11 protein-coding genes are annotated in these 12,914 nt (G+C 67.8%); 3 read left to right on the top strand and 8 right to left on the bottom strand.

Annotation, left to right across the window (positions count from 1 at the left end; all coding sequences use genetic code 11):
* Positions 1–38: 38 nt before the first annotated feature.
* The 4 genes from ABIE04_RS05545 to ABIE04_RS05560 are packed head-to-tail and all read right to left on the bottom strand — an operon-like array spanning position 39 to position 4,503.
* Complete coding sequence (locus ABIE04_RS05545; RefSeq protein ID WP_354547565.1) at positions 39–1,367, bottom strand: ABC transporter permease; 1,329 nt, start codon at positions 1,365–1,367, stop codon at positions 39–41.
* A gap of 10 nt (positions 1,368–1,377) precedes the next feature.
* Positions 1,378–2,538 (bottom strand): ABC transporter permease, encoded by a 1,161-nt coding sequence (locus ABIE04_RS05550; RefSeq protein ID WP_354547566.1) that lies wholly within the window; start codon positions 2,536–2,538, stop codon positions 1,378–1,380.
* Positions 2,539–2,548: 10 nt separating this feature from the next.
* Positions 2,549–3,235: an ABC transporter ATP-binding protein gene (locus ABIE04_RS05555; RefSeq protein WP_354547567.1), complete on the bottom strand. Its 687-nt coding sequence runs from the start codon at positions 3,233–3,235 to the stop codon at positions 2,549–2,551.
* A gap of 32 nt (positions 3,236–3,267) precedes the next feature.
* Positions 3,268–4,503: an efflux RND transporter periplasmic adaptor subunit gene (locus ABIE04_RS05560; protein ID WP_354547568.1), complete on the bottom strand. Its 1,236-nt coding sequence runs from the start codon at positions 4,501–4,503 to the stop codon at positions 3,268–3,270.
* A 160-nt stretch (positions 4,504–4,663) separates the two neighbouring features.
* Here ABIE04_RS05560 and ABIE04_RS05565 point away from each other — a divergent pair, with 160 nt between their 5' ends.
* The 3 genes from ABIE04_RS05565 to ABIE04_RS05575 all read left to right on the top strand — a co-directional run bounded on the left by ABIE04_RS05565 (position 4,664) and on the right by ABIE04_RS05575 (position 7,415).
* The gene (locus tag ABIE04_RS05565) at positions 4,664–5,350 is read left to right on the top strand and encodes a fumarylacetoacetate hydrolase family protein (RefSeq protein ID WP_354547569.1); all 687 of its coding nucleotides are present in this window, start codon (positions 4,664–4,666) and stop codon (positions 5,348–5,350) included.
* Positions 5,351–5,438: 88 nt separating this feature from the next.
* Positions 5,439–5,849 carry a large-conductance mechanosensitive channel protein MscL gene (gene mscL, locus ABIE04_RS05570; protein ID WP_354547570.1) on the top strand — a complete coding sequence of 137 codons (411 nt, stop codon included), beginning with the start codon at positions 5,439–5,441 and terminating at the stop codon, positions 5,847–5,849.
* 132 nt (positions 5,850–5,981) lie between these two features.
* Positions 5,982–7,415, top strand: a complete 1,434-nt coding sequence (locus ABIE04_RS05575; protein ID WP_354547571.1) for a M20/M25/M40 family metallo-hydrolase — start codon at positions 5,982–5,984, stop codon at positions 7,413–7,415.
* Between the two features lie 124 nt (positions 7,416–7,539).
* Here ABIE04_RS05575 and ABIE04_RS05580 read toward each other — a convergent pair whose 3' ends face one another.
* The 4 genes from ABIE04_RS05580 to ABIE04_RS05595 all read right to left on the bottom strand — a co-directional run bounded on the left by ABIE04_RS05580 (position 7,540) and on the right by ABIE04_RS05595 (position 12,873).
* Positions 7,540–7,932: a hypothetical protein gene (locus ABIE04_RS05580; protein WP_354547572.1), complete on the bottom strand. Its 393-nt coding sequence runs from the start codon at positions 7,930–7,932 to the stop codon at positions 7,540–7,542.
* Between the two features lie 58 nt (positions 7,933–7,990).
* On the bottom strand, positions 7,991–11,083 hold the full coding sequence (locus tag ABIE04_RS05585) for an efflux RND transporter permease subunit (RefSeq protein WP_354547573.1): 3,093 nt from the start codon (positions 11,081–11,083) through the stop codon (positions 7,991–7,993).
* A 4-nt stretch (positions 11,084–11,087) separates the two neighbouring features.
* Complete coding sequence (locus ABIE04_RS05590) at positions 11,088–12,197, bottom strand: efflux RND transporter periplasmic adaptor subunit (protein WP_354549787.1); 1,110 nt, start codon at positions 12,195–12,197, stop codon at positions 11,088–11,090.
* A 223-nt stretch (positions 12,198–12,420) separates the two neighbouring features.
* Positions 12,421–12,873 (bottom strand): MarR family winged helix-turn-helix transcriptional regulator, encoded by a 453-nt coding sequence (locus ABIE04_RS05595; protein WP_354547574.1) that lies wholly within the window; start codon positions 12,871–12,873, stop codon positions 12,421–12,423.
* Positions 12,874–12,914: the final 41 nt, after the last annotated feature.

Raw genomic sequence — 12,914 nt, forward strand, 5'->3', positions numbered from 1 at the left:
ATCGCCCGCCAGCGGGCTCCTGCGCGTACATCGCAAGACTACAGTTCCCGCAAGGCCGCGGTCACCGGCAACCGTGCTGCACGAACGGCCGGAAACAAGCCACCGATGAAGCCGATCGCGAGTGCCCATTTCAGGCCGCTCCACAGCAGCGCGGGGGTCACGCTGAACTCGAAGCTGAGCTTGCCGACGGAGCCCGCGGCCAGCGTCGATGCCGTGTAGCCGTTGAAGATCAGCCACGCCAGCGCACCGCCGAGCAGACCGCCGAGCAGGGCCAGCAGCATCGTCTCCAGCATGATCGCCACCACCACCGGGATGCCGCGGAAGCCGATCGCGCGCAGGGTGGCGATCTCGCGCGCACGAGCGGCGACGGCGGCGAACATGCAGTTGAGCGCGCCGAAGATCGCGCCGATTGCCATGATCACGCCGACCGTGATGCCGATCGCCTTGATCATCTTGGAGGTGCCCTCGGACTGCTTGCTGAAGTAGTCGATGGTGGTACTGACGTCGACCTTCAAACGCGGGTCGGCCTGCAGCGTGGCCTTGAACGCGTCGAAGCCGCGCGGGTCGGCCAACTTCACCGTCACCGAGTTGCGGCTGCCGCCACGGCGATAAGCCTCGGCGACCACGTTCGCGTCGGCCCACAGCTCCGAGTCCAAGGCATCGCCGGAGGCGAACTCACCGACGACGGTCCACAACTGGTTGCCCAGCTTGATCTGATGGCCGACGCCCAGGTCGGCGAACTCGCGCTGCGCGCCCTGCCCCACCATCAGTTCGTGCATGCCAGGCTTGAACTTGCGCCCGGCTACCAACTTGACGTTCGGCCGCACCGTCCACGCCTCGTCGCCGATGCCGCGCAGCTGCACGCTGCCCACGTCGTCTGCCGTGCCACCCTTCAACTGAAGGTTGGCGGCAACCACGATCTCCGGCGAGGCGATCGGCTTGCCCTGCGCATCGCGGGCGATGCCGGCGGCCTGCGGGATCACCACCACGCTGTCGCGCTCGAGCACCGACATCACTTCCGAGGCTGACGCGCCGCGCATCACGATCGCGGTTTCGGTGTTGCCGGTCTTGCGCAGGGTTTCGGCATAACCCTCGCCCATCGCCAGCAGGGCGACCAGCACGCCGACCACGCCGGCGATGCCGATCACGATTACCGAGGACGAACCCAGACGCTGGCGCAAGGTGCTCACGCCCACCGCCGTCACCGACGCCGCCTGGCGGCCCTGGCGGGTCAGCGCCATCCACACGGCAAACAGCGCGGCGGCAGCGAGCACCAGCGGCCAGGTCAGCTTGACCCAGATCGCCAGCGCCACGACCAGGAGCACCATCAGGCCCAGACCGATCATGAAATTCTTGAACTTGTTCATGGCGTACTCCTCAGCGACCGGCCAGTGCATCGACGATGTTCAGGCGCATCGCGCGCAGCGCCGGCAACACGCCGACCACCAGGCCGATCAGCACCATCAGGCCGATGCCCAGCACCCAGTTGCCCGCGCCCACCGGCGGCAGCGACAGGCCGCTGTTGGCGCCGACGGCGGGAATCAGCGCCGTGGCAATGCCCAGCCCCACCACGCCGCCGATCAGCAAGAGCAGCACCGATTCGGCCAGCACCATGCACAGCACGCTGCGACTGGAAAAGCCGATCGTCTTGAGCACGGCCAGTTCGGACGTCCGTTCGCGCACCGCCTGCATCATCGTGTTGCCCGACAGCAGCATCAGGGTGAAGAACACCGCGCCCATGATCGAGCCCACGATCAGGCCGATGTCGGCGAGCTGCTTGATCCAGTTCGCCGTGGCGGCCTGTTCGGTCTGCGTGCGGGTCTCGTGGTCGGAGTTGGCCGAGATCGCATCGATCGCCTTGGCCACGCGGTCGGCCTGGTTCACGTCGGTGACGCGGCTGACATACCAGCCCACCGCGCCCTGGTTGTACGGCGTGCTGTCGTCGAAGTACTTCCAGTGCAGCAGGATCAACTGGTTGAACATGCCGCCCGCGCTCTTGTCCTTCGGATGCAGGATGCCGACGATGTCGAAGCTCCAGTTCTTGCTGCCGTCACGGGTCGGGAAGATGGTGGATTGCAACGGCAGCCGGTCGCCCACCTTCCAGTGGTACTTCCGCGCCAGCTCCTCGCCCACCAGCACGCCGGTGCGAGTGGCGTCGAACGCCTTGCGCTGCTCGGCGCTCACCTCGATCTCGGGAAACAGATCGATGTAGTTCGGGCTCACCGCGAAGCTGAAGATCTGGTTGTGCGGGTCCTGGTAGGCGCCGCCGAACCAGTTCGCATACGCCACCGCCTTGACCCCGGCCACCCTGCCGATCGGCAGCTCCAGCGACGACGGCAGGGTCTGGATGAACGACAGCTTGGAGCCGGTCTGCAGGCGCTCGGCACCGTTCGCGCTCTTGCCGGCCTGGTCGAACGAAGTGCGTACCGCGTCGAGCATGCCGAACAGCAGGAACGCGGCGATGATCGACACCAGGGTAAGTATCGTGCGGGTCTTGCGCCGGAACAGCGCGGCCCAGATCAAGTGGAGGTATTTCATCGTTGCCTCCTCAGGCCAGCGCCTGCTCGACGAGCGTGCCCTTGTCCAGGTGCAGCGTATGGCTGGCGTACTCGGCCGCCTTCGGGTCGTGCGTGACCATCACGATGGTCTTGCCGTGCTCGCGGTTGAGCTGCTGCAGCAGGCCGAGCACATCCTCGGCGGACTGCCGGTCAAGATCGCCGGTGGGCTCGTCGCAGACCAGCAGCTCGGGGTCGGAGACGATCGCGCGGGCGATCGCCACGCGCTGCTGCTGGCCACCGGAAAGTTCGCCCGGCTTGTGGCTGCCGCGGTCGGCCAGGCCGACCAGCTGCAGCGCGATGGCCGCGTTCTTCCTGCGCTGCGCACCCGACAGCCTGGTCAGCAGCAGCGGCAGTTCCACGTTGCGCTGCGCCGACAGCATCGGCATCAGGTTGTAGAACTGGAAGATGAAACCCACGTTCGAGGCGCGCCATTTCGCCAGCGTGCCGCCGCCGAGCTGGTCGATGCGCTGGCCGCCCACGCTGATGCTGCCGGCGCTCGGCGTGTCGAGGCCACCGATCAGGTTGAGCAAGGTGGTCTTGCCCGATCCGGACGGACCCATCAGCGCGAGGAAATCGCCTTCGGCGATGTCCAGGTTGACGTGGTGCAGCACTTCGACTTTCTGCTTGCCGCGCTCGTAGGTCTTGGCAAGGTCCCTGATCTCGATCAGTGTGGACATGGCAGGCTCTCCGGTGAATGTGTGGGGGCGCCCTATGGCGCCTTGATCTGGACGTCCGAACCGTCGCGCAGTTCGGCAGGCGGCGACACCACCACGCTGTCGCCCGGCTTCACCGCGGTGGGCAGCAGGCGCAGGTCGCCGTAAGTCTGTGCAGCCGGGCTCACCATGCGCTGGCGCACCCTGCTGCCGTCGAGCACGAACACCACGCTGTGGCCGTCGCGCTGCACGATCGCCGTGGCCGGCACCAGCACGCCTTGCGGCACGCTGGCGCTGGCCTTCGGTTTTTCTTCCAGGAACGACACCCGCGCGCCCATGTCGGGCACCACGCGGGCGTCCTTCTTCTCCAGCGCCACGCGCACCTTGATGGTGGCCTTGCCGCGGTCGGCGGTGGGCACGATGGCGACCACACGGGCGGGAATCTTCCAGTCCGGATACGCATCCAGCACCGCATCGGCCGGCATGTCCGGCTTGACCCGGCCGATGTAGGCCTCGTTGACGTCGACGTCGATCTCCAGCGAATCCATGTCGACGATGGTGCCCACGCCGGTGCGGGTGAAGCCGCCGCCGGCGGACAGCGGCGAGATGATCTCGCCGACCTGCGCGTCCTTGGTGGTGACCACGCCGCTGAACGGCGCGCGCACCACGCAATAGTCGAAGTTCACCTGGGCCACCGCGGCTTGGGCGTCGGCCGCCTTGGCCTGCTGTTGCTGCGCGTTGAGCTGCGCACGCAGGCTGTCGACCTGGGTACGCGCCTGCTCGGCGGCCTGCTTCGACACCAGCCCGCGGGCGGCCAGCGATTCCAACCGCGCGGCGTCGTGGCTGCCCTGCGTCAGCTGCGTCCGGATCTGCGCCACCTGCGCATGCGCCGAGTCGGCCTGCGCCTTCGCCGCTTGGAGCTGGGCCTTGTAGCCGCTGTCGTCCAGCCGCGCCAGCACCTGGCCCCGGGTGACGTGGTCGCCTTCCTCGATCAGCACCGCGGTCAGCGTGCCGGTGATCTGCGCCGACACCGTGGCCTGCCGCCGCGCGGTGACGTAGCCGGTCGCCTGCAGCACCGCGCCCGCCTCGCTGCCGGCGCCGGGCGCCACCGCGGTGGCGGTCTGCACGGTCACCGCGCGATGGCCGAAGAACAGCTGCGCGGCGCCGCCAAGCAGCAACAGCAGCACGACGATCGCGCCACCGATCCACAGCCAGCGTCCCGGGTTGCGCCCGTGGTCCTCGCGCTGGTGGCGTTCGATGCGCAGTTCTTTCAGCAACCCCGCGTTATCCACTCGTGCTCCCCGCCCGGCACTTGCCGGCTGTTTGATGAGTACAAGATTGGCTGATCGAAGACAGGGCGATCAGGGTGCAGCATCAGCCATCGTCGGTGACAGCTGTCATCCGCGTCGACCCGGCTCCTACTGTAACCCCGGCTTTGCTAGGCTTGCGCGCATGAACTACATCATCGACGCACCCGCCATTCCCAGCCTGCCGGTCATCGGTTCCGACCAGCGTTTTCCGATCCGTCGGGTGTTCTGCATCGGCCGCAACTACGCCGAGCACGCGCGCGAGATGGGCGCCACGGTGGACAAGTCCACGCCGATGTTCTTCTGCAAGCCGGCCGATGCGGTGGTCGGCGACGGCGCCGACGTGGCGTATCCGCAGGCCACGGCCGACCTGCACCACGAGGTGGAGATGGTGGTGGCGCTGGGTGCCGGCGGCCACGACCTCAGCCCCGCGCAGGCCAAGGCGCTGGTGTGGGGCTACGGGGTGGGGCTGGACCTGACCCGCCGCGACCTGCAGGCGCAGGCCAAGGCCAAGGGCCATCCGTGGGACGTGGCCAAGGGCTTCGACCATTCCGCTCCGATCTCTGCGCTGCGCCCGGCCGACGCGGCGACCGTGGATGCACAGACCGTGCTGCGGCTCAGCGTGAATGGCGAACTGCGTCAACAGAGCACGCTGGGCGAGATGGTGCATGACGTGCCGCACATCCTGGCGGCGCTGTCCACGCTGTTCGAGCTGAAGGCCGGCGACCTGGTCTTCACCGGCACGCCGGCCGGCGTTGCTGCGTTGCAGCGCGGCGACCGCTTCTATGCCGAGCTGGTCGGCGTGGCGGAACTGCGCGGCCGGATCGTCTGATCTTCCACGAAGCCTTCATCTGTTCGCGCCTAGCTTGTCGCGCTACATTCGACGCGCCATCCGGCCCAACCAAGGGAGTACCAGCAGCATGAGCATGATCAGCGAGTTCAAGGCCTTCGCCATGCGTGGCAATGTCATCGACCTGGCGGTCGGCGTGGTCATCGGCGGCGCTTTCGGCAAGATCGTCACCTCCCTGGTCGACCAGATCATCATGCCGCCGATCGGCTGGCTCACCGGCGGCATCGACTTCAGCCAGCTGAAGTGGGTGCTCAAGCCGGCCGACGTCACCGACCCGGCGCACAAGGTGGCGGAAGTGGCGATCCAGTACGGTGCGTTCATCAACACGCTGATCCAGTTCATCATCATCGCGTTCGCGATCTTCATGGTGATCAAGGGGATCAACAAGCTCAGCCGCAAGCAGGAAGAGGCCCCCGCCGCGCCGCCGGCCGACGTGGCCCTGTTGACCGAAATCCGCGATTTGCTGAAGAACAAGCCATAACGAGAGAAGCCATGGCTTCGTAGGGCCAGCACTGCCCGCCCTACGAAGCGGCTCCCCCGTTACCATGACTTCTGGCCTAAGCGGCAACCGGCAACAACGCCATAATCGGGGTTTACCCAGCGGAGTCCCCCGATGCGCCGTCTTCCCCTCACCCTGCTCGCCGCCGGCCTGCTGGCCAGCGGCATCGCCAGCGCCGCCACCACCACGATTCCCGCCACGGCCGTAAAGACGGCCGAACAGCTGCGCGACCAGGCACTGCACGACGACACCGCGTACAAGGTCACTGCATCGCTGACCACCGAGGTCGGCGCGCGCATGGCCGGCAGCGAGGCCGATCGGCGCGCGGTCGACTGGGCCGTGGCGAAGTTCAAGGAACTGGGCTACGACAAGGTCTACACCGAAGCGGTGACGTACCCGCTGTGGGTGCGCCGCAGCGAGCACGCCGCGATCGTGGCGCCGTTCCCGCAGCCGCTGGTGCTGACCGCGCTGGGTTATTCGGCCGGCACGCCGAAGGGCGGGCTGACCGCCGAGGTGGTGAAGTTCGACACGCTGGACGCGCTGAAGGCGGCCGATCCGGCCAGCATCAAGGGCAAGATCGTCTACGTTGGCTACCGCATGGAGCGCGCGAAGGACGGCCACGGCTACGGCATGGGCTCGGCCGTGCGCACGATGGGTGCGGTGATCGCCCAGGCCAAGGGCGCCGCCGCTTACCTGCTGCGCTCGGTCGGCACCGACGCGCAGCAGCGCGCCGCGCATACCGGCGTCACCGGTTTCCGCGACCCGGCCAAGGCGATCCCCGCCGCCGCACTGACCAACCCCGACGCCGACCAGCTCGAGCGCGTGCTGGCCTACGGCAAACCGGTCACGCTGAAGCTCGATCTCGACTGCGGCGTGGTCGGCGAATACACCGGCGCCAACGTGATCGGCGAGATCACCGGCCGCAAGCACCCCGACCAAGTGGTGGCGATCGGCGGCCACCTCGATTCATGGGACCTGGGTACCGGCGCGATCGACGACGGCGCCGGCGTGGCGATCGCGATGGCCGCCGGCAAGCTGATCCGCGACCTGCCGCAGCGGCCCGACCGCACGATCCGCGTGATCGCGTTCGCCAATGAGGAGATGGGCCTGTGGGGCGGCCGCGCCTACGCCGACAAGCACGGCGCCGAGGTGGCGAAGTTCCAGCTCGGCACCGAGTCCGATTTCGGCGCCGGCAAGATCTGGCGCATGAGCGCCAGCGTGAAGCCCGAGGCGCGCGAGGCGATCGGCCAGATCGCCAGGGTGCTGGAACCGGTCGGCGTGGCCTACGACGCCACGCGTCCCGGCGGCGGTGGTTCGGATCTGTCGCAGATGCACGCCAAGGGCATGGCCGCGCTGTCGCTGACCCAGGACGGCACGAAGTACTTCGACTGGCACCACACTCCCAACGACACGCTGGACAAGATCGATCCGGCCGAGCTGGCGCAGAACGTGGCGGTGTACGCGGCGTTCTCGTACATGGCCGCCCAGGCCCACGGCGACTTCGGTTCTGCCCCCGGCGCGTTCGCGAAGGACGGCGCCGGCGAGTGATGGACTCTGCTCCCTCCCCTGCTTGCGGGGGAGGGTTGGGCGACTGAAAGGAGTCCTTCAGGTGAGGGGTCGCTCTTCGCTGCAAGATCAGGAGCACCCCTCCCAACCTCCCCGGAGTCCGTCGTCACTTCGCGTAATACTGCCCCGACGCCACCAGCGGTTCGGGGATGCAGAACGTCTTCGACCGCACGGTGATCGCGATCGGCACCAGCACTTCCTTCTCGACGCCGCCCACGGTGGCACACGAGGCCTCCGGCGGCAGCCGGTAGTGGATGATGCGCACGGTGTACTGCGGGCAGACGTCCGAACAGGGGAATTCGGCGACCACCGGAACGTTGCGGTAGCGGCCCAGTTCCACCGTGGTGTTCATCAGCGCGGCCTTGTCCCACGGCTTGCCGGCCCAGGCCTGCAAGGCGGCGGCGTCCATCTGCGCGGGGGTGCCGGCGCAGGCGGTGGCGCCGATGGCCATGCCGGCGACGGCGGCGAATACGGTGACGACCGATGCCAGGCTGCGCATGTCCGCTCCCTCGATGACGAAGCGGCCAGCCTAGTCGCGGACGGCTGAACGCCGCAAGCTACCGCGCCGGCGATGTCCTGCCCGATCGCTGGAAGCGTTGCTGCAGCTGGTCCATGTAGATGTAGATTACCGGCGTCAGGTACAGCGTGAGGATCTGCGAGAACACCAGGCCGCCGACCACCGCCAGGCCCAGCGAGCGGCGCACCTCGGCGCCGGCGCCGATGCCCAGCGCGATCGGCAGGGTGCCGGCCATCGCCGCCATGCTGGTCATCATGATCGGGCGGAAGCGCACGCGGCAGGCGTCGAAGATCGCCTGCGCGGGCGACATGCCTTCCTCGCGCTGTCGCTCCAGCGCAAAGTCGATCAGCATGATCGCGTTCTTCTTGACGATGCCGATCAGCATCACGATGCCGACGAAGGCGAACAGGTCCAGCGAAGCGTTGAAGATCACCAGGGTCAGCAGCGCGCCGACCGCCGCCGCCGGCAGGCCGGACAGGATCGTCAGCGGATGGATGAAGCTCTCGTACAGGATGCCCAGCACCAGGTAGATCACGAACACCGCCAGCAGCAACAGCATGCCCATGCCCTGCATGGACTGCTGGAACGCCTGCGCGGTGCCCTGCACGCTGCCGCTGATGGTCGCCGGCAGGCCCATCGTGTCCATCGCGCTGTTGATGCGGGTCACCGCATCGCTGAGCGACACGCCCGGCGCCAGGTTGAACGACACCGTCACCGCCGGCAGCTGGCCCTGGTGGTTCACCGTCAGCGCCTGCGGCTCGCGTGCGAAACTGGCCACCGCGCTGAGCGGCACCAGGCTGCCGCTGTTCGAGGTGACGTACAGCTGCGACAGCACCGCCGGATCGTCCTGCAACTTGCGTTCGACCTGCAGGATCACCCAGTACTGCGTGGCCGAACCGTAGATGGTGGAAACCTGGTTCTCGCCGAAGCCGATGCCCAGCGCCGTCTGCACCTGCGCCATGGTCAATCCGAGCGGCGCCAGCTTGGCGCGGTCGACCTTGACCACGATCGACGGGCTGTTGAGATCCAGGTCGTTGGTGACGTCCTCGAAACCCGGCAGCGCGGCGAATGCGCGGGTCACCTTGCCGCTCCAGTCGTACAGCTGGTCGAGGTTCACCGACTGCAGCGTGTACTGGTATTGCGCCTTGGATTGCCGCCCGCCGATCTGGATCGCCGGCGCATTCTGGATATAGCTGCGGATGCCCGCCACCGTCGCCAGCTTCGGCCGCAACTCCTGGATGATGCCGTCCGGACCGAGCTTGCGTTCGTGCGCCGGCTTCAGCAGCATCAGGATCGAGCCGTTGTTGATCGTGCTGCGCGCGCCGCCCGCGCCCACGGTGGACATGTAGCCGGCGATGTTCGGGTCCTTCGCCACGATGTCGACCAGCTGCTGCTGGCGCGCCAGCATGCCTTCGAACGACACGTCCTCCGGCCCTTCCGTGTTGACGCGCAGCTGGCCGTTGTCGCCGGCCGGGATGAAATCCTTCGGCGTCGCGTAGAACAGCAGCGCGGTGGCCAGCAGGCTCACCCCGAAACCGGCCAGCACCAGGCGCGGACGATCCATGCACCAGCGCAGGCTGCTCGCGTAGCCGCGCTGCACGGCGCTGAAGCCGCGGTCGAAGCCGGCGATCAGCCAGTTCTTCTTCTCGTGCTCGTGCGCCTTGACGAAGCGGCTGCACAGCATCGGCGTCAGCGTGATCGCGACGATGCCGGAGATCAGGATCGCCACGCTGATCACCACCGCGAACTCGTGGAACAGCCGGCCCACGATGCCGCCCATGAACATCACCGGGATGAACACCGCGATCAGCGACAGCGTCATCGAGAAGATGGTGAAACCAACCTCGCCGGCGCCCTTGAGCGCCGCCTCGTACGGCGGCACGCCCGCCTCCATGTGGCGCACGATGTTCTCCAGCATCACGATCGCGTCATCCACCACGAAGCCGACCGCCAGTGTCAGCGCCAGCAGCGAGAGATTGTCCAGGCTGTAGCCCAGCGCGTACATCACGCCGAACGTGCCCAGCACCGAGATCGGCAGCGCCACCGCCGGGATCAGCGTGGCGGACAGGTTGCCGAGGAACAGGTAGATCACGAACACCACCAGCGCGCCGGCCAGCAGCAGGGTGAACTGCACGTCGTCGACCGACTCGCGGATCGACTGCGAGCGGTCGTACAGCGTGTCCAGCGTGATCGACGGCGGCAACCCGGCGCGGAAGCTGGGCAGCACCGCCTTGATCCGGTCCACCGTCGCCACCGTGTTCGCGCCCGGCTGGCGCTGGATCGCCAGCACGATCGCCTGCTTGCCGTTGTACGAGCTGACGCGCTGATCGTCCTGCACGCTGTCGCGCGCCGTGCCGATGTCGCCCACGTGCACCGGCGCGCCATTGCGGTACGCCACCACCACGTCGTTGTACGCGGCCGCGCGCAGCAGCTGGCCGTCGCTGCGGATCGGCAGTTGCTGGCGCTTGCCGTACAGCGAGCCGGTGGACTGGTTGACGTTGGCGTCGGCGATGGCGTTCTGCACCTGGTCGATGCCGATGCCGCTGGCGGCCAGCCGGTCCGGGTCCACGCTGATCCGCACCGCGTACTTCTGCGAGCCGTACACGTTCACCTGGGCCACGCCGTCGATCATCGACAGCTGCTGCGCCAGCTCGGTCTCGGCGTACTCGTCGACCTGGGTCAGCGGCATCGTCGACGAGCTCATCGCCAGGTACAGGATCGCCGCGTCGGCCGGGTTGACCTTGCGGAACGTGGGCGGCGTGGTCATCTCCTTCGGCAGCTGGCGCAGCGCCGAGGAAATCGCCGACTGCACGTCCTGCGCGGCCGCGTCGATGTTGCGGTCCAGCTCGAAGCTCAGCGTGATCGAGGTGGAGCCAAGCGCGCTGGTCGAGCTCATCGAGCTGATCCCGGCGATGGTCGACAGCCGGCCCTCCAGCGGCGTGGCCACCGCCGACGCCATCGTCTCCGGCGAGGCGCCGGGCAGGCTGGCGCTGATGCTGATGGTGGGGAAGTCGACGTTCGGCAGCTCGTTCACCGGCAGCTGCGGATAGGCGACGATGCCGAACACCAGCAGCGCCGTCATCAGCAGCGTGGTCATCACCGGGCGGCGGATGCAGAGCTCCGGAATGTTCATCCGATCACCCCTTGACGACGGCGGCGCTGCCGTCGACCAACAGCATCTGGCCTTCGGTGACCACCTGCTCGCCGGCCTTCAGGCCCTTGTCGATGACGGTACGCCCGGCGCTGGTCGGACCAGGGGTGACGTAGCGCTGCTGCACCTTGCCGTCGGCACCGAGCACGAACACGAAGTTGCCGCTGCTGGAACTCTGCAGCGCATGCACCGGCACGCTGACCACGTTGGCCAGGCGCGTGGTGGGCAGGCTCACCTGCACGAACTGGCCGGGGGTGAGCCGGTGCCCGGCATTGTCGAAGCGCGCCTTCAGCACGATGGTGCCGGTCGTGGCGTCGACCGCGTTGTCGATGAAATCCAGGGTGCCGGCTAGCGGCGCGCCCTTGTCGCCGGAGATGGTCACCTGCACGGCGATCGCGCCGTTGGCCAGCGCGGCGCGCACGGCGGGCAGGCTGTCCTCGGGAATGTTGAACGCCACGCGCACCGGCTCGACCTGGTTGAGCACCACGATATCGGTGCTGTCGGCGCTGATCTGCGCGCCCGGCCACACCAGCGGCGCGCCGGCGATGCCGTCGAACGGGGCGACGATGCGCGCATAGTCGAGCTGGGTCTGCGCCAGTTCCTGCGCGGCCCGGTCGCTCTGCAGCGTGGCCCGGGCCACCGCCAGGTTAGCCTGGTACAGGTCGTAGTCCGCCTTCGAGACGAAACCCTTGGCCAGCATGTCGGCATAACGCCGCTGGTCGGCCTGCGCCTTCTGCAGCAGCGCCTGGTCGCGCGCCACGCTGCCGCGCGCCTGGTCCAGTTGCGCCTGCAGCAATCGCGGATCGATCTGCGCCAGCACGCTGCCCTTGCGCACCAGCGCGCCAGGCGTGAACGACAGCGACTCGAGCTGGCCGGAGACCCGTGCGCGCAGGCTCACCGTCGACCACGCCTCGACCCGGCCCACCAGCTTCAGCGACAGTTCGACGTCGCCCTGGCTGGCGCTGGCCACTTCGACCGGCACCTCTGCCGGTGTCTTGGCGGCCTTGCTGTTGTCGCCGGCACCGCGCCCGAAATGCATGGCCAGCGCGATCGCCAGCAGGACAGCCACCACGAGGACGATTTTTTTCCAGGACATGCGCGGGGGCTTCTCGATCTTCGCGCCACGCGCGGTGGCGATGGCGGGGTTCTTGCGCGGTCGGGGAACCGCAGGGCCGGTGACCATGCACCAAGCTCGTTACAACGCGTGTGACGGCTTCAGGTTGACCCGTCGGACGACACGCCAGGCGCCCACTATGCCGCGGATTCCGCCGCGCACGACCCCGACCTATGGCACTGGTCAGTGCCGCCGCATGCACGCATCAGGCCGTGCCGTCGCCCTGCTCCAGCGCCAGCAGGTTGTCCTTGATCCGGCCGATCACCGCCAGCGCCTGCTGCAGCTCGTCGTGGCCGATGCCGCGGGTGGCGTCCTTGCGCAGCTCGCGCGCGATGATCTCCATGTCGCCCACGATCACGCGCGCCTGGTCGGTGACGTACAGCCGCCAGGCGCGACGATCCTTCGGATCCGGCCGGCGCTCGACGAAACCGGCCGCTTGCAGCCGGTCGATCACCCGGCCCACCGCGATCGGTTCCATTTCCAGGAACTCGGCCAGCTCGGTTTGCCGCAGGCCTTCGCGGTGGTACAACACCTTGGTCGCGCGCCATTGCGCGCGGGTCAGCCCGAATTTCACCGCGCGCCGATCGAAGTGCTTGCGGAACAGCAAGGTCACGTCGCTGAGCAGATAGCCGAAGGAAATGTCTTCCGTTTTCGCCATGACCGGTAGCCGCCTCACCAGGCTCGAATGCCTGCCTGAAG

This window comes from Rhodanobacter soli (assembly GCF_040548735.1).
GTDB classification, from domain to species: domain Bacteria; phylum Pseudomonadota; class Gammaproteobacteria; order Xanthomonadales; family Rhodanobacteraceae; genus Rhodanobacter; species Rhodanobacter soli_A.